The sequence below is a fragment of the Serratia sp. CY56464 genome (assembly GCF_052168435.1).
GTDB classification, from domain to species: Bacteria; Pseudomonadota; Gammaproteobacteria; order Enterobacterales; family Enterobacteriaceae; genus Serratia; species Serratia marcescens.
On record NZ_JBJNMV010000004.1, the window covers coordinates 15776 to 34825 of the forward strand.

The 19050-nt window shown below is 56.5% G+C and carries 18 protein-coding genes; all 18 read left to right on the forward strand.

Annotated features, from left to right (window positions below; genetic code table 11):
• Positions 1-311 precede the first annotated feature (311 nt).
• Positions 312-2201, forward strand: coding sequence for a tRNA uridine-5-carboxymethylaminomethyl(34) synthesis enzyme MnmG (gene mnmG, locus ACJ8KE_RS18165; protein ID WP_033639108.1), 1890 nt, complete (start codon positions 312-314; stop codon positions 2199-2201).
• A gap of 138 nt (positions 2202-2339) precedes the next feature.
• Positions 2340-2960, forward strand: a complete 621-nt coding sequence (gene rsmG / locus ACJ8KE_RS18170; protein ID WP_015379471.1) for a 16S rRNA (guanine(527)-N(7))-methyltransferase RsmG — start codon at positions 2340-2342, stop codon at positions 2958-2960.
• 639 nt (positions 2961-3599) lie between these two features.
• Positions 3600-3983: a F0F1 ATP synthase subunit I gene (gene atpI / locus ACJ8KE_RS18175; protein ID WP_004933796.1), complete on the forward strand. Its 384-nt coding sequence runs from the start codon at positions 3600-3602 to the stop codon at positions 3981-3983.
• A 22-nt stretch (positions 3984-4005) separates the two neighbouring features.
• On the forward strand, positions 4006-4785 hold the full coding sequence (atpB, locus tag ACJ8KE_RS18180) for a F0F1 ATP synthase subunit A (protein WP_015376132.1): 780 nt from the start codon (positions 4006-4008) through the stop codon (positions 4783-4785).
• 49 nt (positions 4786-4834) lie between these two features.
• A complete protein-coding gene (atpE, locus tag ACJ8KE_RS18185) occupies positions 4835-5074 on the forward strand; it encodes a F0F1 ATP synthase subunit C (RefSeq protein WP_004093904.1) in 240 nt (79 codons plus the stop codon).
• A gap of 57 nt (positions 5075-5131) precedes the next feature.
• Entirely contained in the window at positions 5132-5602 is a 471-nt protein-coding gene (gene atpF / locus ACJ8KE_RS18190; protein ID WP_004933804.1) for a F0F1 ATP synthase subunit B, read from the forward strand.
• A 14-nt stretch (positions 5603-5616) separates the two neighbouring features.
• The gene (gene atpH, locus ACJ8KE_RS18195) at positions 5617-6150 is read left to right on the forward strand and encodes a F0F1 ATP synthase subunit delta (RefSeq protein WP_015376133.1); all 534 of its coding nucleotides are present in this window, start codon (positions 5617-5619) and stop codon (positions 6148-6150) included.
• A gap of 12 nt (positions 6151-6162) precedes the next feature.
• Positions 6163-7704, forward strand: coding sequence for a F0F1 ATP synthase subunit alpha (gene atpA, locus ACJ8KE_RS18200; protein WP_016929618.1), 1542 nt, complete (start codon positions 6163-6165; stop codon positions 7702-7704).
• Between the two features lie 59 nt (positions 7705-7763).
• A complete protein-coding gene (gene atpG / locus ACJ8KE_RS18205; protein WP_004933811.1) occupies positions 7764-8627 on the forward strand; it encodes a F0F1 ATP synthase subunit gamma in 864 nt (287 codons plus the stop codon).
• A 32-nt stretch (positions 8628-8659) separates the two neighbouring features.
• Positions 8660-10042: a F0F1 ATP synthase subunit beta gene (atpD, locus tag ACJ8KE_RS18210; RefSeq protein ID WP_004933813.1), complete on the forward strand. Its 1383-nt coding sequence runs from the start codon at positions 8660-8662 to the stop codon at positions 10040-10042.
• 20 nt (positions 10043-10062) lie between these two features.
• Entirely contained in the window at positions 10063-10482 is a 420-nt protein-coding gene (locus tag ACJ8KE_RS18215; RefSeq protein WP_004933814.1) for a F0F1 ATP synthase subunit epsilon, read from the forward strand.
• A 290-nt stretch (positions 10483-10772) separates the two neighbouring features.
• A complete protein-coding gene (gene glmU / locus ACJ8KE_RS18220; RefSeq protein WP_442517333.1) occupies positions 10773-12146 on the forward strand; it encodes a bifunctional UDP-N-acetylglucosamine diphosphorylase/glucosamine-1-phosphate N-acetyltransferase GlmU in 1374 nt (457 codons plus the stop codon).
• 152 nt (positions 12147-12298) lie between these two features.
• Positions 12299-14128, forward strand: coding sequence for a glutamine--fructose-6-phosphate transaminase (isomerizing) (gene glmS, locus ACJ8KE_RS18225; protein WP_097103044.1), 1830 nt, complete (start codon positions 12299-12301; stop codon positions 14126-14128).
• A gap of 335 nt (positions 14129-14463) precedes the next feature.
• Positions 14464-15504, forward strand: coding sequence for a phosphate ABC transporter substrate-binding protein PstS (gene pstS / locus ACJ8KE_RS18230; protein ID WP_079450353.1), 1041 nt, complete (start codon positions 14464-14466; stop codon positions 15502-15504).
• 91 nt (positions 15505-15595) lie between these two features.
• Positions 15596-16552: a phosphate ABC transporter permease PstC gene (pstC, locus tag ACJ8KE_RS18235; RefSeq protein WP_016929615.1), complete on the forward strand. Its 957-nt coding sequence runs from the start codon at positions 15596-15598 to the stop codon at positions 16550-16552.
• A 1-nt stretch (position 16553) separates the two neighbouring features.
• A complete protein-coding gene (pstA, locus tag ACJ8KE_RS18240; protein ID WP_004933824.1) occupies positions 16554-17444 on the forward strand; it encodes a phosphate ABC transporter permease PstA in 891 nt (296 codons plus the stop codon).
• 54 nt (positions 17445-17498) lie between these two features.
• Positions 17499-18269 (forward strand): phosphate ABC transporter ATP-binding protein PstB, encoded by a 771-nt coding sequence (gene pstB / locus ACJ8KE_RS18245; protein WP_016929614.1) that lies wholly within the window; start codon positions 17499-17501, stop codon positions 18267-18269.
• Between the two features lie 11 nt (positions 18270-18280).
• The gene (phoU, locus tag ACJ8KE_RS18250) at positions 18281-19015 is read left to right on the forward strand and encodes a phosphate signaling complex protein PhoU (RefSeq protein WP_016929613.1); all 735 of its coding nucleotides are present in this window, start codon (positions 18281-18283) and stop codon (positions 19013-19015) included.
• The last annotated feature ends 35 nt before the right edge of the window (positions 19016-19050 follow it).

A 19050-nucleotide genomic window follows, 5' to 3' on the forward strand; every position in this document is an offset into this window, starting at 1 on the left:
CCAATAACAACCGTAGAGCGCTTTTTGTCCTGTGCATAACAAGCCTTTTAGATCCCAGCTTATCTGCGTCGGGATCACCGATCATTCACAGCAAACGATCCTCCTTAATCTGCTGATCTTCATCGTGAATAGTCACTTATCCACAGAGGATCGCGATCCTAATAAGAGATCTAATAAAGAGATCTTTAAATAAAAAAGATCTTCTTTTAATTACCGACGATCCGGACCACTTGGTCGATCGTCTAAACTTGAGTAGAATCCCCGACCCCAGGGCAAATACGATCGTTCGCAATACGGCGAGGTGCAGTTCCATGTTTTATCCAGATCAATTTGACGTCATCATCATCGGTGGTGGCCATGCAGGTACCGAGGCCGCCATGGCCGCGGCGCGCATGGGACGTCAGACTTTATTATTGACACACAATATCGATACGCTGGGACAGATGTCCTGTAACCCGGCGATTGGCGGTATTGGTAAAGGGCATCTGGTTAAGGAAATTGATGCGCTCGGCGGCTTGATGGCGACGGCGATCGACCATGCCGGCATCCAGTTTAGGATACTAAACGCCAGCAAAGGCCCTGCCGTTCGCGCTACTCGCGCTCAGGCGGATCGCGTCTTGTATCGCCAGGCGATCCGTACCGCGTTGGAGAACCAGCCCAACCTGATGATCTTCCAACAGCCGGTTGAGGATCTGATCGTCGAAAACGATCGCGTAGTCGGCGCCGTCACACAAATGGGCCTGAAATTCCGCGCCAAGGCGGTGGTATTGACCGTAGGCACCTTCCTGGACGGCAAGATCCATATCGGCTTGGAGAATTACAGCGGCGGCCGCGCCGGGGATCCTCCTTCGATCTCGCTGTCGCAGCGTTTGCGTGAACTGCCGCTGCGCGTTAACCGCTTGAAAACCGGTACGCCGCCGCGCATCGACGCCCGCACTATCGATTTCAGCGTACTGGCGCCGCAACACGGTGATACGCCGGTGCCGGTATTCTCTTTCCTGGGCGATGCCAGCCAGCACCCGGAACAAATGGCGTGCTACATCACCCACACCAATGAAAAAACCCATGACGTGATCCGCAATAACCTCGATCGCAGCCCGATGTATGCCGGGATCATCGAAGGGATCGGCCCACGTTACTGCCCGTCGATCGAAGACAAGGTCATGCGTTTTGCCGATCGCAACGCGCACCAGATCTTCCTTGAGCCAGAAGGGCTGACCAGCAACGAGATTTACCCTAACGGGATTTCCACCAGCTTGCCTTTCGATGTGCAGATGCAGATCGTCCGTTCGATGGAAGGAATGCAGAACGCGCGTATTATTCGCCCTGGTTATGCCATCGAGTACGATTTCTTCGATCCGCGCGATCTGAAACCTACGCTGGAAAGCAAATTCATTCAGGGCCTGTTCTTCGCCGGCCAGATCAACGGCACCACCGGGTATGAAGAAGCCGCCGCGCAGGGCTTGCTGGCCGGTCTGAATGCCGGGCGTTTCGCCGATGAACAAGAGGGCTGGGCGCCACGTCGCGATCAGGCCTACCTCGGCGTGCTGGTGGACGATCTCAGCACCCTTGGTACCAAAGAGCCGTACCGCATGTTTACCTCTCGCGCCGAGTATCGTCTGATGCTGCGCGAAGACAACGCCGATCTCCGCCTGACGGAAAAAGGCCGCGAGCTGGGCCTGGTGGACGACGTGCGTTGGGCGCGTTACAGCGAGAAGCTGGAGCGAATCGAACGCGAACGTCAGCGCCTGCGCGACATCTGGATGCATCCGCACGCCGAGAACGTCGAACAGGTCAATGTGCTGCTGAAAGCGCCGCTGTCGCGTGAAGCGAACGGCGAAGAACTGCTGCGTCGCCCGGAGATGGATTACGCGCAGTTGACCGGCACCGACGCCTTCGCGCCGCCGCTGGACGACGTCCAAGCCGCCGAGCAGGTCGAGATCCAGGTCAAATACGAAGGCTACATCGCTCGCCAACAGGAAGAGATCGAAAAACAGCAGCGCAACGAGAATACCGTGCTGCCGCTGGATCTTGACTACCGTCAGGTTTCGGGACTGTCGAACGAAGTGATCGCCAAGCTGAACGATCACAAACCGAACTCCATCGGCCAGGCTTCGCGCATCTCCGGCATTACGCCAGCGGCGATCTCGATTTTGCTGATCTGGCTGAAAAAGCAGGGACTGCTGCGCCGCAGCGCATAAATCCCGCATCCAGGCGGCCGTTTGCTCAACCCGTAGCCAAACGGCCGCTGACATCACTTGCGCCCTGAATTATCATAGTCGCCTCATTGCGCCAGCTAACCATCCGCTGGTCGTTCAGCGCCTGCCAGAGGATCCGTTGTGCAAAAAAAATTAGACTCGCTGCTCGCGGCAGCTGGCATTGAGCTGCCCGATCAGCAGAAACAGCAGCTGCTGGGCTATGTCGGCATGCTGGATAAGTGGAACAAGGCTTATAACCTCACGTCGGTGCGCGATCCGCAACAAATGCTGGTGCGCCACATCCTCGACAGTATTGTGGTCAATCCGCATCTGCAGGGCTCGCGTTTTATCGATGTCGGCACCGGCCCCGGTTTACCGGGCATTCCGCTGGCGATCGTGCGCCCGGACGCGCATTTCACGCTGCTCGACAGCCTGGGCAAGCGCGTGCGTTTTCTGCGTCAGGTGCAGCATGAGCTGGGCCTGAACAATATCGAGCCGGTGCAGAGCCGCGTCGAAGCGTTTCCGGCCGAGCCGCCGTTCGATGGCGTGATCAGCCGGGCATTCGCTTCGCTGCAGGATATGCTGTCCTGGTGCCATCACCTGCCGGCGAAAGGGCAGGGGCGTTTTTACGCGTTGAAAGGCGTGCGTCCGGATGAAGAACTGACGCAGCTGCCGGCTGGCGTTAGCCTGGAGTCCATCGTGCGGCTGCAGGTGCCTGAACTGGAAGGCGAACGTCATCTGGTGATTCTTAAGGCAAACTGAGTTTGCTTTTGATCAAACAAGCGTGAATTAAAGGTCGTACCAAGCAGAAAGGTAAGCAGGCTAATTAGTTGGTCGCTTTTTTTAGTTAATTTACTTTCTATTAACACAAAAAACGCGGCTAATTAGCGACAATAGAGTAATTGCATTTGGAAATAGTCACGTTAGCAATCATGTGCGAAAGATTGGCGTTTGCTGCTAATGTTAATTGGCTGTTGGAATATTGCCCCGCTGCTTGTCAATAAAAGGTTTTCATCGGGTATACGGATTGTTTTTGAACAGTTAACTGGTAATGTTTTGATTTATATAATTTTTTGATCGCTCAAATTGCTAAAGACGGTTTGGTTGACCATCGGCTATAAATCAGGAAGGGACATTACTGTGATCGGCTTCGCGTTTCTAAACGCAACGCTGGAATAATCAGACAATTAAATGCGCCCTATTATTCCGACCGTTTTCTTGTGAAAATAGGCTGGAATAGGGAAATTTAAATAATTGTTCACCTTTTCGCTACTTATCGATTGAATTCGTTGGTATGCCCCGTATAATTTGCTCGTTTTTTGCTGCTTGACTCAGGACAGCAAAAACAGTTGTATACGTCACTCAGCATACCCCCTCTGGGGTACGGAGAGAACAAACGTCATGTCTGTGTCCCTTTACAGCGGGAAAGTCGCACGCAAACTGCTGTTTTTGCAGTTAATGACTTTTGTTCTGATCAGCGTTGCTTTCTGGCTGAAAAGCCCGGAATGGAGCGCTTCGGCGCTGGCAGGCGGTCTCGCCGCCTGGTTGCCGAGTGCAATGTTTATGCTGTTTGCCTTGCGCCATCAGGCGCAAACGCCGGCGCCCGGTAGGGTTGCCTGGTCGTTCGCCATCGGCGAGGGGCTAAAGGTCGTGATCACCATCGTTTTGCTGATCGTGGCGCTGGGGGTGTTCAAGGCGGAGTTTATACCGCTTGGCCTGACCTATTTAGCGGTGTTAGTGGTGCAGATAGTGGCACCGGCCGTGATTAACAGTTACCGAACTTAACTAAATAAGGGTAAGAGGCATCATGTCTGCAGGAGAAGTCTTGACTCCACAGGAGTATATCGGTCACCACCTGACGCAGCTTCAGGTCGGGACTGGGTTCTGGTCGATCAACATCGACTCGATGTTTTTCTCCGTCGTCCTCGGGGCGCTTTTCCTGGTGATCTTCCGCAAAGTGGCCAAAAACGCCACCAGCGGCGTGCCGGGTAAACTGCAAACCGCCGTGGAGCTGGTGGTCGGTTTCGTCGACAGCAGCGTGCGCGACATGTACCACGGCAAGAGCAAGGTGATTGCGCCGCTGGCGCTGACCGTGTTCGTCTGGGTGTTCCTGATGAACTTGATGGACCTGCTGCCCATCGACTTCCTGCCTTACGTTGGCGAACACATCCTCGGCCTGCCTGCGCTGCGCGTCGTGCCTACCGCCGATGTGAACGTCACGCTGTCGATGGCGCTGGGCGTGTTTATCCTGATTCTGTTCTATAGCATCAAAATGAAAGGCGTTGGCGGGTTTGTTAAAGAGTTGACCATGCAGCCGTTCAACCACCCTGTATTCATTCCTATCAACCTGATTCTTGAAGGTGTCAGCCTGCTGTCCAAACCTGTTTCACTGGGTCTGCGACTGTTCGGCAACATGTATGCGGGTGAGTTGATCTTCATCCTGATTGCCGGCCTGTTGCCGTGGTGGTCACAGTGGGTCCTGAGCTTGCCTTGGGCTATCTTCCACATCCTGATCATTACGCTTCAAGCCTTTATTTTCATGGTTCTGACGATCGTCTATCTGTCGATGGCGTCTGAAGAGCACTGATTTTCTTAAAACACTTGCACTTTTAAACTGAAACAAACTGGAGACTGTCATGGAAAACCTGAGTATGGATCTGCTGTACATGGCTGCCGCTGTGATGATGGGTTTAGCGGCAATCGGTGCTGCGATCGGTATCGGCATCCTGGGTGGTAAATTCTTGGAAGGCGCTGCTCGTCAGCCTGACCTGATTCCTCTGCTGCGTACACAGTTCTTTATCGTTATGGGTCTGGTCGACGCCATCCCGATGATCGCTGTAGGTCTGGGTCTGTACGTGATGTTCGCCGTCGCGTAAGTAGAGCAACCCTCTACGACGTAACCAAACTATTAACTTTTAAAGAGGCATTGTGCTGTGAATCTTAACGCAACAATCCTCGGCCAGGCCATCGCGTTCGTTCTGTTTGTCTGGTTCTGCATGAAGTACGTATGGCCGCCGATCATGGCTGCCATCGAGAAACGTCAGAAAGAAATCGCTGACGGCCTCGCTTCTGCAGAGCGTGCCAAAAAAGATCTGGACTTAGCGCAAGCCAATGCGACCGACCAGCTGAAAACTGCCAAAGCAGAAGCTCAGGTGATCATCGAGCAAGCGAACAAACGCAAAGCTCAGATCATGGATGAAGCGAAAGCCGAAGCCGAGCAGGAACGTAACAAAATCGTGGCGCAGGCTCAGGCTGAGATCGAAGCCGAACGTAAGCGCGCTCGTGAAGAGTTGCGTAAGCAAGTCGCGATGCTGGCAATTGCCGGCGCCGAGAAGATCATCGAACGTTCCGTGGATGAAGCTGCTAACAGCGACATCGTTGATAAACTGGTCGCTGAACTGTAAGGAGGGAGGGGCTGATGTCTGAATTTGTAACTGTAGCTCGCCCCTACGCCAAAGCAGCTTTTGACTTTGCCGTTGAGCACCAAAGCGTAGAGCGCTGGCAGGACATGCTGGCGTTTGCGGCTGAAGTCACTCGCAATGAACAGATTTCTGAACTGCTGTCTGGCGCGGTTGCGCCAGAAACGCTGTCCAAGACGTTCATCGCGGTTTGTGGCGATCGGCTCGACGAACATGGCCAGAACTTTATCCGTGTAATGGCCGAAAATGGACGTTTACTGGTTCTTCCTGCCGTGCTGCAGCAGTTCATCGAACTGCGCGCCTCGCTGGAATCCACCGTCGAAGTCGAAGTGCTCTCTGCGAGCGCGCTGAACGACGAACAGCAGGCGAAAATCGCCGCTGCGATGGAAAAACGTCTGTCACGCAAAGTTAAGCTGAATTGCAAAATTGACAAGTCTGTACTGGCCGGCATCGTTGTTCGCGCCGGCGATATGGTGATTGATGGCAGCGTTCGCGGTCGTCTTGAACGCCTGACAGACGTCTTGCAGTCTTAAGGGGACTGGAGCATGCAACTGAATTCCACCGAAATCAGCGAACTGATCAAGCAGCGCATTGCTCAGTTCAATGTAGTGAGCGAAGCTCACAATGAAGGTACTATCGTTTCCGTCAGCGACGGGATCATCCGCGTACACGGCCTGGCCGAAGTTATGCAGGGCGAAATGATCGCGCTGCCTGGCAACCGTTACGCAATCGCATTGAACCTGGAGCGCGACTCCGTCGGTGCCGTGGTCATGGGTCCGTACGCGGATCTGGCCGAAGGCATGAAGGTTAAATGCACCGGCCGTATCCTGGAAGTTCCAGTCGGTCGTGGTTTGCTGGGCCGCGTAGTTAACACCCTGGGCGCGCCAATCGACGGCAAAGGCCCGATTGAGAACGACGGCTTCTCTCCGGTAGAAGCTATCGCGCCAGGCGTTATCGAGCGTCAGTCCGTTGATCAGCCGGTTCAGACTGGCTACAAATCCGTTGACGCCATGATTCCAATCGGCCGTGGCCAGCGTGAGCTGGTGATCGGTGACCGTCAGACCGGTAAAACCGCGCTGGCGATCGATGCGATCATCAACCAACGCGACTCCGGCATCAAATGCGTTTACGTGGCTATCGGCCAGAAAGCGTCCACCATCGCTAACGTGGTGCGCAAACTGGAAGAGCACGGCGCACTGGCCAACACCATCGTGGTGGTGGCGACCGCTTCCGAATCCGCCGCACTGCAATACCTGGCGCCATACGCCGGTTGCGCAATGGGCGAATACTTCCGTGACCGCGGTGAAGACGCGCTGATCGTGTACGATGACCTGTCCAAACAGGCCGTTGCTTACCGCCAGATTTCCCTGCTGCTTCGTCGTCCGCCAGGTCGTGAAGCTTACCCAGGCGACGTATTCTACCTGCACTCCCGCTTGCTGGAGCGCGCAGCGCGCGTCAACGCCGAATACGTTGAAGCCTTCACCAAAGGTGAAGTTAAAGGCCAAACCGGTTCACTGACCGCTCTGCCGATCATTGAAACCCAGGCGGGTGACGTTTCCGCGTTCGTTCCGACCAACGTAATCTCGATTACCGATGGTCAGATCTTCCTGGAATCCAACCTGTTCAACTCCGGTATTCGTCCGGCAGTTAACCCGGGTATCTCCGTATCCCGTGTTGGTGGCGCCGCGCAGACCAAGATCATGAAGAAACTGTCCGGCGGTATCCGTACCGCGCTGGCGCAGTATCGTGAATTGGCTGCGTTCTCCCAGTTCGCCTCCGATCTGGACGACGCGACCCGCAAACAGCTGAGCCACGGTCAGAAAGTGACCGAGCTGCTGAAACAGAAACAGTATGCGCCGATGTCGGTTGCACAACAGTCTCTGGTGCTGTTTGCCGCAGAACGCGGTTACCTGAACGACGTCGAAGTCGCCAAAGTGGTGAGCTTCGAAGCCGCGCTGGTAGCCTATGCGGATCGCGAGCACGCCGAACTGCTGAACCACATCAACCAAACTGGCAACTTCAATGATGAGATCGAGGGCAAGTTGAAAGACGTCCTCGAGACCTTCAAGAAAACCCAGTCCTGGTAACGCCGAACGGTCCTGCTGTTGAAAGACAGCAGGCCGTCTGGCACTGAGGAGAAGCAGAGATGGCCGGCGCAAAAGAGATACGTAGTAAGATCGCTAGCGTGCAAAACACGCAAAAGATCACTAAAGCGATGGAAATGGTCGCCGCCTCCAAAATGCGTAAATCGCAGGATCGCATGGCGGCCAGCCGTCCTTATGCAGAGACCATGCGCAAAGTGATTGGTCACCTTGCGTTAGGGAATCTGGAGTACAAGCACCCGTACCTGGATGAGCGTGACGTTAAGCGCGTCGGGTATCTGGTGGTGTCTACTGACCGTGGTCTCTGCGGCGGCTTGAACATCAACCTGTTCAAAAAGCTGCTGGCGGAGATGAAAGCCTGGTCCGAAAAAGGCGTCGAAACCGACTTGGCGCTGATTGGCTCTAAAGCGGCCTCTTTCTTTGGTTCCGTGGGCGGCAACGTGGTTGCCCAGGTGACCGGCATGGGGGACAAACCTTCCCTGTCGGATCTGATCGGGCCGGTGAAAGTGATGCTGCAGGCCTACGACGAAGGTCGTTTGGACAAGCTGTACATTGTCAGCAACAAATTTGTTAATACGATGTCCCAAGAGCCGCAAGTGCTTCAGCTACTGCCGTTACCGCCAGCCGATGACGAAGAGCTGAAGAAAACGCCTTGGGATTACCTGTATGAACCCGATCCAAAAGTGCTGCTTGATACCTTGCTGCGCCGCTATGTGGAGTCGCAGGTTTATCAGGGCGTCGTGGAAAACCTGGCCAGCGAGCAGGCCGCACGAATGGTCGCGATGAAAGCCGCAACCGATAACGGCGGTAGCCTGATCAAAGAGCTGCAGTTGGTATACAACAAGGCGCGTCAGGCCAGCATCACTCAGGAACTCACCGAGATCGTTTCGGGAGCCTCCGCGGTTTAAGCTAGGTTTACGAATTACGTAGAGGATTCAAGATGGCTACTGGAAAGATTATCCAGGTAATCGGCGCCGTGGTGGACGTCGAGTTCCCTCAGGATGCCGTACCGAAAGTGTACGACGCCCTTGAGGTAGAAAACGGCACCGAAAAACTGGTGTTGGAAGTTCAGCAACAGCTGGGCGGTGGCGTGGTTCGCTGTATCGCAATGGGGACCTCCGACGGTCTGCGTCGCGGTCTGAAAGTGAACAACCTGGACCACCCGATTGAAGTGCCGGTGGGTAAAGCTACCCTGGGTCGTATCATGAACGTATTGGGTCAACCGATCGACATGAAAGGCGACATCGGCGAAGAAGAGCGTTGGGCGATTCACCGCGCGGCGCCAAGCTACGAAGAGCTGTCCAGCTCCCAGGAACTGCTGGAAACCGGTATCAAGGTAATGGACCTGATTTGTCCGTTCGCCAAGGGCGGTAAAGTCGGTCTGTTCGGCGGTGCGGGCGTAGGTAAAACCGTAAACATGATGGAGCTGATCCGTAACATCGCGATCGAGCACTCCGGTTATTCCGTGTTTGCGGGCGTGGGCGAGCGTACTCGTGAGGGTAACGACTTCTACCACGAAATGACCGACTCCAACGTTCTGGACAAAGTATCCCTGGTTTACGGCCAGATGAACGAGCCACCAGGTAACCGTCTGCGCGTTGCGCTGACCGGTCTGACCATGGCGGAGAAATTCCGTGACGAAGGCCGTGACGTTCTGCTGTTCGTTGACAACATCTACCGTTACACCTTGGCCGGTACCGAAGTGTCCGCACTTCTGGGCCGTATGCCATCCGCGGTAGGTTATCAGCCAACGCTGGCGGAAGAGATGGGCGTTCTGCAAGAACGTATCACCTCGACCAAGACCGGTTCCATCACTTCCGTACAGGCCGTTTACGTTCCTGCGGATGACTTGACTGACCCGTCTCCAGCCACCACCTTTGCGCACTTGGACGCAACCGTGGTACTGAGCCGTAACATCGCTTCTCTGGGTATCTACCCGGCCGTTGACCCGCTGGATTCCACCAGCCGTCAGCTGGATCCGCTGGTCGTTGGCCAGGAGCACTACGACGTAGCGCGTGGCGTGCAGTCCATTCTGCAACGCTACCAGGAACTGAAAGATATCATCGCGATCCTGGGTATGGACGAGCTGTCTGAAGAAGACAAGCTGGTCGTATCCCGTGCGCGTAAGATCCAACGCTTCCTGTCTCAGCCGTTCTTCGTGGCAGAAGTCTTCACCGGTTCTCCGGGCAAGTTCGTATCGCTGAAAGACACCATCCGTGGTTTCAAAGGCATTATGGACGGCGACTATGACCACCTGCCGGAGCAGGCGTTCTACATGGTTGGCACCATTGAAGAAGCAGTGGAAAAAGCCAAGAAACTGTAACGCCTTGAGAGGAGGGTGATATGGCTATGACTTACCATCTGGATGTAGTCAGCGCGGAAAAACAGATGTTTTCCGGCCTGGTGCAGAAGATCCAGGTGACAGGCAGCGAAGGTGAACTGGGGATCTTCCCTGGCCATGCGCCGCTGCTGACTGCCATCAAGCCTGGCATGGTGCGTATTGTTAAGCAGCACGGTGAAGAAGAGTTCATCTACCTGTCCGGCGGCATCCTCGAGGTGCAGCCGAGCGTGGTTACCGTGCTGGCGGACACTGCTATCCGTGGTACTGACCTCGACGAAGCGAGAGCGTTGGAAGCTAAGCGTAAAGCTGAAGAACACATTCGCAGCTCTCATGGCGATGTCGACTATGCTCAGGCATCCGCTGAACTGGCGAAAGCGATCGCAAAACTGCGCGTTATCGAGCTCACCAGAAAAGCGATGTAATGTTTGGGTGCTCTGCACCCAACTTTAAGAAAGCGGCCCATAGGGTCGCTTTTTTTTTACTTTAAAATAAGCATTTCGGCCCGGCTGGCAGAGTGGTATATAACCCCTGATATCGGGCAAGAAACGTCGCCGAACGCCGACAGTTTTTTTGCCCTGGAGCTGAATTGGGCATGGTGGTGACAGACCACGCGCCGCGCGGCCTGCGCCGGGTTCGTGATGAGAAATATGTAGTAATATCGTCGCTAAACGGTTTTACTTTCGTCTATCAAAATGGAGTTATCAGGTTGCTTATGTCGAACAGCGCAATGAGCGTAGTTATCCTCGCCGCAGGCAAGGGTACGCGCATGTATTCCGATCTTCCCAAAGTGTTGCACCCGTTGGCCGGCAAGCCGATGGTGCAACACGTCATTGATGCCGCGATGAAGCTGGGTGCGCAACATGTTCACCTGGTATACGGCCACGGCGGCGATTTGCTGAAAAGCACGTTGACTGACGGCGCGCTGAACTGGGTGCTGCAGGCCGAGCAACTGGGTACCGGTCACGCAATGCAGCAGGCCGCGCCGCATTTTGCCGATGATGAAGACGTGCTGATGCTGTACGGCGACGTGCCGCTGATCTCCGTCGATACGCTGCAACGCCTGTTGGCGGCTAAACCGCAGGGCGGCATCGGCCTGCTGACGGTCAAGCTGGACGATCCGAGCGGCTATGGCCGCATCGTGCGTGAGAACGGCGACGTGGTGGGCATCGTCGAGCATAAAGACGCCAGTGAAGCGCAGCGGCAGATCAACGAGATCAATACCGGCATCCTGGTGGCGAACGGGCGCGATCTGAAACGCTGGCTGGGAATGTTGAATAACGACAACGCACAGGGCGAGTTTTACATCACCGATATCATTGCGTTGGCGCATGCCGACGGCAAGAAAATCGAAGCCGTGCACCCGTCGCGTTTAAGTGAAGTGGAAGGCGTGAACAATCGTCTGCAGCTGGCGACTCTGGAGCGCGTATTCCAGTCGGAACAGTCTGAAAAGCTGCTGTTGGCCGGCGTGATGCTGCTGGATCCGGCGCGTTTCGATCTGCGCGGGGAACTTGTTCACGGCCGTGACATCACTATTGATGCGAATGTGATTATCGAAGGTCACGTCAAGCTGGGCGATCGGGTGAGAATCGGCGCCGGCTGCGTGCTGAAAAACTGCGTGATCGGTGATGACTGCGAGATCAGCCCTTACAGCGTGCTGGAAGACAGCGTGCTGGAAGCAGACTGCACGGTAGGGCCGTTCGCCCGCTTGCGCCCAGGCGCGGAGCTGGCGGCAGGGGCTCACGTCGGCAACTTCGTGGAAATGAAAAAGGCGCGCCTGGGCAAAGGCTCCAAGGCCGGCCACCTCAGCTACCTGGGCGATGCTGAAATCGGCAATGACGTGAATATCGGCGCCGGCACCATCACCTGCAACTACGATGGCGCCAACAAGCACAAGACGCTGATCGGCGACGGCGTGTTCGTCGGTTCCGATACTCAGCTGGTGGCGCCGGTGTCGGTCGGCAAAGGCTCCACCATCGCCGCCGGCACCACGGTGACGCGCGATATCGCCGAGAACGAACTGGTGTTGAGCCGCGTCAAGCAGGTGCACATTCAGGGCTGGCAACGTCCGGTGAAGAAGAAGTCATAGTGTGTTTTGCGTTGGGCTCCGTTCACGAGCCCAATACAAAACATAATAATCCCCACCATCTACAGGCTCGGGGGCGCACGGTAAAAACCGGCAAAAATCAGGTCAAGGCATCGAAAGCGCCCATGAAGGGCGTTCATTAGGAATATAACTGAATGTGTGGAATTGTAGGCGCAGTAGCGCAACGTGATATCGCAGAAATCCTGTTGGAAGGTTTACGTCGTCTCGAGTACCGCGGTTATGACTCCGCCGGTCTGGCGGTGGTCGATGAAAAAGGCAACGTCAGTCGCCTGCGTCGCGTTGGCAAGGTACAAAAGCTGGCCGAAGCGGCGGAACAAACCGATCTGCACGGCGGTACCGGCATCGCTCACACCCGTTGGGCTACGCACGGTGAACCGACCGAAGCGAACGCGCACCCGCATGTTTCCGACTACATTACCGTGGTGCATAACGGCATCATCGAAAACCACGAGCCGCTGCGCGAACTGCTGATTGAACGTGGTTACCGTTTCAGCTCTGAAACCGATACCGAAGTGATTGCGCACCTGGTGCACTGGGAACAACTGCAAGGCGGTACGCTGCTGGAAGTGGTTCAGCGCGTGATCCCGCAGCTGCGCGGCGCTTATGGCACCGTGGTGATGGACAGCCGCGATCCGAGCGTGCTGGTCGCGGCGCGTTCCGGCAGCCCGCTGGTTATCGGCCGTGGCGTTGGGGAAAACTTCATCGCTTCCGATCAGCTGGCGCTGCTGCCGGTCACCCGCCGCTTCATCTTCCTGGAAGAGGGCGACGTGGTGGAAGTGACTCGCCGCACCGTCAACATTTTCGACAAACAGGGCAACGCCATCGAGCGCCCTGAGATCGAGTCCCAGGTGCAGTATGACGCCGGCGACAAGGGCGCTTACCGCCACTACATGCAAAAAGAGATTTACGAACAGCCGCTGGCGCTGAAAAACACCCTGGAAGGGCGTTTCAGTCATGGCCAAATCAACCTGAGTGAGCTGGGGCCGCACGCCGACGAGCTGCTCGCCAAGGTGCAGCACGTGCAGATTATCGCCTGTGGCACTTCTTACCACTCCGGTATGGTGGCGCGTTACTGGTTCGAAGCGCTGGCCGGCGTGCCGTGCGATGTCGAGATCGCGTCCGAATTCCGTTACCGCAAATCGGCGGTGCGTCCGGGCAGCCTGATCATCACTCTGTCGCAGTCCGGCGAAACCGCCGACACTCTGGCGGCGCTGCGCCTGTCCAAAGAACTGGGTTATCTCGGTTCGCTGGCCGTTTGTAACGTTGCCGGCTCTTCGCTGGTGCGTGAATCCGATCTGGCGTTGATGACCAAAGCGGGCACGGAAATCGGCGTAGCCTCGACCAAAGCCTTCACCACGCAGCTCACCGTGCTGTTGATGCTGGTGGCGCGCCTGGGCCGTCTGAAAGGCATGGCGGAAAGCGTGGAGCACGAGATCGTGCATGGTCTGCAGGCGTTGCCGGCGCGTATCGAGCAGATGCTGTCGATGGATAAAGATATCGAAGCGCTGGCGGAAGGCTTCTCCGACAAGCACCATGCGCTGTTCCTCGGCCGTGGCGATCAGTATCCGATCGCCATGGAAGGGGCGCTGAAGCTGAAAGAGATCTCCTATATTCACGCCGAAGCTTATGCGGCGGGCGAGTTGAAACACGGCCCGCTGGCGCTGATCGACGCCGATATGCCGGTGATTGTGGTGGCGCCGAACAACGAACTGCTGGAAAAGCTGAAGTCCAACATTGAAGAAGTGCGCGCGCGCGGCGGCCAGCTGTACGTGTTCGCCGATCAGGACGCCGGCTTCGTCAGCAGCGAAGGCATGACCATCATTCCTCTGCCGCACGTCGAGGAAATCGTCGCGCCGATCTTCTACACCGTGCCGTTGCAGCTGCTGTCTTACCATGTGGCGCTGATCAAAGGCACCGACGTTGACCAGCCGCGCAACCTGGCGAAGTCTGTCACCGTAGAGTAATTTGCCGCAGGTAAACTGCAAAAGCCGGCCTTAGCGCCGGCTTTTTTCATGAGTGACCTTAAAGATGACAGCGCTGCCGTTTCGGTGATAAACGTTGTCATATTCAAGCGGATAGGCCGCGCCAAGCCGGTTTTTTATTGCTTGGGAAATGTGCTGTTTCACGGCTAACCTTCTGATTTAAATACAAACAAACACTCATTAAATGCACTGTAATATAACTGTCATATTGCGTACATTTTTCTGTCACCAAACTGTCCTATTTTCCCTCCTGCAGCAATACTTACTCTGATTAAAACGACTCGAAGTCGATTTTAAGTATCCCATTAGGAGGGATTATGAAACTGATGCGTACCACCGTCGCCAGTATTGTGGCAGCGACCTTCTCCCTGACCGCCGTGTCCGCGTTCGCTGCTGCCAGCCTGACCGGTGCAGGTGCGACATTCCCCGCTCCGGTTTACGCCAAGTGGGCAGATTCTTATCAGAAAGAAACCGGCAACAAAGTTAACTATCAGGGCATCGGCTCCTCTGGCGGCGTAAAGCAAATCGTGGCCAACACCGTTGACTTTGGCGCTTCCGACGCCCCGCTGTCTGACGACAAGCTGGCGGCCGACGGCCTGTTCCAGTTCCCGACCGTGATCGGCGGCGTGGTGCTGGCGGTGAATATCCCGGGCATCAAATCCGGCGAACTGACGCTGGACGGCAAAACCCTGGGCGATATCTACCTGGGCAACGTCAAAAAATGGAACGATCCGGCTATCACCAAGCTGAACCCAGGCGTGAAACTGCCTGACCAAAACATCGCCGTAGTGCGCCGCGCCGACGGTTCCGGCACTTCGTTCGTGTTCACCAGCTACCTGTCCAAAGCCAATGCGCAGTGGAAAGAAAAGATTGGCGCCGGTTCTACCGTTAACTGGCCGACCGGTCTGGGCGGTAAAGGCAACGACGGCATCGCCGCCTTCGTTCAGCGTCTGCCAGGCTCTATCGGCTACGTAGAATACGCTTACGCCAAGCAGAACAACCTGGCTTACACCAAGCTGGTGTCCGCTGACGGCAAACCGGTCAGCCCGACCGAAGAGAGCTTCAGCAACGCCGCCAAGGGTGCAGATTGGAGCAAAACCTTTGCTCAGGATCTGACTGACCAGAAAGGCGACAACGTGTGGCCAATCACCTCCACCACCTTCATCCTGGTGCACAAAGAGCAGAAAAACCCTGTTCAGGGCGCCGAAGTGCTGAAGTTCTTCGACTGGGCCTACAAAACCGGTGCAAAACAAGCTAACGAGCTGGATTACGCCACCCTGCCGGCAGAAGTGGTTGAGCAGGTGCGTGCGGCCTGGAAAACCAACGTAAAAGACAGTTCAGGTAAAGCGCTGTACTAACAACGCAGGGGCGCGGGTTCGCCGCGCCCCACACAGTTCTTCAGGCTCCGATCCCGGTTGGGGCTGCCAGGGTTCAAACAGAGAGTAATCTATGGCTGAGTACAAGCCGACCATCAAAGCACCGGGCAAAAACGGTGACATCATTTTCAGCGCGCTGGTGAGACTGGCTGCGCTGATTACCCTATTGTTGCTGGGCGGCATCATTGTTTCGCTGATCTTCGCCTCCTGGCCAAGCATGCAGAAATTCGGCTTTGCGTTCCTGTGGACCAAAGAGTGGGACGCGCCGGCGGAGCAGTTCGGCGCGCTGGTGCCGATCTACGGCACCGTGGTCACCTCGCTTATCGCGTTGATCATCGCCGTGCCGGTGAGCTTCGGCATCGCGCTGTTCCTGACCGAACTGGCGCCGAACTGGCTGAAGCGGCCGCTGGGCATCGCCATTGAGCTGCTGGCGGCCATTCCGAGCATCGTCTACGGCATGTGGGGACTGTTCGTGTTCGCCCCGCTGTTCGCCGAATACTTCCAGACGCCGGTGGGCGACGTGCTGTCGGGCATTCCAATCGTCGGCGAGCTGTTCTCCGGCCCGGCCTTCGGCATCGGCATCCTGGCCGCCGGGGTGATCCTGGCGATCATGATCATTCCTTACATCGCCGCAGTGATGCGCGACGTGTTCGAACAGACCCCGGTGATGATGAAAGAGTCGGCCTACGGCATCGGCTGCACCACCTGGGAAGTCATCTGGCGCATCGTGCTGCCGTTCACCAAAAACGGCGTCATCGGCGGGGTGATGCTGGGCCTGGGCCGTGCGCTGGGGGAGACCATGGCGGTGACCTTTATCATCGGCAACACTTATCAGCTCGACAGCGCTTCGCTGTACATGCCGGGCAACAGCATCACCTCGGCGCTGGCCAACGAATTCGCCGAAGCCGAGTCCGGCGTGCACACCGCCGCACTGATGGAGCTGGGCCTGATTCTGTTTGTTATCACCTTTATCGTGCTGGCGCTGTCGAAACTGATGATCATGCGTCTGGCCAAGAATGAGGGGCGTTAACATGGCGACGATGGATATGCAAAACGCAGTCGTTCTGGCGGAAAGCCGCCGCAAAATGCAGGCCTGGCGCCGGCAGAAAAATCGCCTCGCGCTGTTCCTGTCGATGGCGACCATGGCGTTCGGGCTGTTCTGGCTGATCTGGATCCTGATCGCTACCGTCACCAAAGGCTTCGACGGCATGTCGCTGGCGCTGTTCACCGAGATGACCCCGCCGCCGAATACCGCGGGCGGCGGCCTGGCCAACGCCATCGCCGGCAGCGGCCTGTTGATCCTGTGGGCGACCCTCTTCGGTACGCCGCTGGGCATCATGGCCGGCATCTACCTGGCGGAATACGGCCGTAAATCTTGGCTGGCGGAAGTGATCCGCTTTATCAACGACATCCTGCTGTCCGCACCGTCGATCGTGGTGGGCCTGTTCGTTTACACCATCGTGGTGGCGAAGATGGAACACTTCTCCGGTTGGGCCGGCATCGTGGCGCTGGCGTTGCTGCAGGTGCCGATCGTCATTCGCACCACCGAGAACATGCTGAAGCTGGTGCCGGATACGCTGCGCGAGGCCGCCTATGCCCTGGGCACGCCGAAATGGCGCATGATTTCCGCCATCACGCTGAAGGCGTCGGTGTCCGGCATCATCACCGGCGTGCTGCTGGCGATTGCGCGCATCGCGGGGGAAACCGCGCCGCTGCTGTTCACCTCGCTGTCGAACCAGTTCTGGAGCACCGACCTGATGCAGCCGATCGCCAACCTGCCGGTGACCATCTTCAAATTCGCCATGAGCCCGTTCGCCGAATGGCAACAGTTGGCCTGGGCCGGGGTGCTGTTGATCACCCTGTGCGTACTGTTACTGAATATCCTGGCGCGCGTAATTTTCGCCAAGAAAAAGCATTCGTAAAATTTTGAGCGCCGCTTTGGCGGCGCTGATGAAAAGAGAGAAGTCTTGATGAGTATGGTTACTGACGCTTCCAGCAGCAAAATTCAGGTACGCGATCTGAACTTCTACTACGGCAAATTCCATGCGCTGAAGAACATCACGCTGGATATCGCCAAGAACAAGGTCACCGCGTTTATCGGCCCATCCGGCTGCGGCAAATCCACCCTGCTGCGCACCTTTAACAAGATGTACCAGCTGTACCCGGAACAGCGTGCGGAAGGCGGCATTCTGCTGGACGGCCAGAACATCCTGACCGACAACTCGGATATCGCGTTGCTGCGCGCCAAGGTCGGCATGGTGTTCCAAAAGCCGACGCCGTTCCCGATGTCGATTTACGACAACATCGCTTTCGGCGTTCGCCTGTTTGAAAAGCTGTCGCGCGCCGATATGGACGAGCGCGTGCAGTGGGCGCTGACCAAGGCCGCGCTGTGGAACGAAACCAAGGACAAGCTGCACCAGAGCGGCTACAGCCTCTCCGGCGGCCAGCAGCAGCGTCTGTGCATCGCCCGCGGCATCGCCATTCGTCCGGAAGTGCTGTTGCTGGATGAGCCTTGCTCGGCGCTGGATCCGATCTCTACCGGCAAGATTGAAGAGCTGATCAGTGAACTGAAGGCCGATTACACCGTGGTGATCGTGACGCACAACATGCAGCAGGCGGCGCGCTGCTCCGACTCTACCGCATTTATGTATCTGGGCGAGCTGATCGAGTTCAGTGATACTGATAACCTGTTCACTGCGCCGCAGAAAAAGCAGACTGAAGACTACATCACTGGCCGTTATGGTTGATAGGAAGCATCATGGATAACCTGAATTTAAACAAACACATTTCCGGCCAGTTCAACGCAGAGCTCGAGCATATCCGCACCCAGGTGCTGACCATGGGCGGGCTGGTGGAGCAACAGCTGACCGACGCCATCACCGCGATGCACAATCAGGATGGCGAGTTGGCCAAGCGCGTAATTGAAGGCGACGCCAAGGTCAACATGATGGAAGTGGCGATCGACGAAGCGTGCGTGCGCATCATCGCCAAGCGCCAGCCGACCGCCAGCGATCTGCGCCTGGTGATGGCGATCATCAAAACCATTTCCGAGCTGGAGCGCATCGGCGACGTGGCGGACAAGATCTGCCGCACCGCGCTGGAAAAGTTCTCGCACCAGCATCAGCCGCTGCTGGTCAGTCTGGAGTCGCTGGGGCGCCACACCGTGCAGATGCTGCACGACGTGCTGGACGCGTTCGCGCGCATGGATCTGGACGAAGCGATCCGTATTTACCGCGAAGATAAAAAGGTCGACCAGGAATACGAAGGCATCGTGCGTCAGCTGATGACCTACATGATGGAAGACTCGCGCACCATTCCGAGCGTGCTGACCGCGCTGTTCTGCGCCCGCTCTATCGAGCGTATCGGCGACCGCTGTCAGAACATCTGCGAATTTATCTTCTATTTCGTCAAGGGGCAGGATTTCCGTCATTTGGGCGGCGATGCCCTGGAAAAGCTGCTCTCTCCGGGCGGTAAAGACGAAAAGGCCGACTAACTCTTTCCGGGTAATATCCTTCAAAGGCGCGGTTT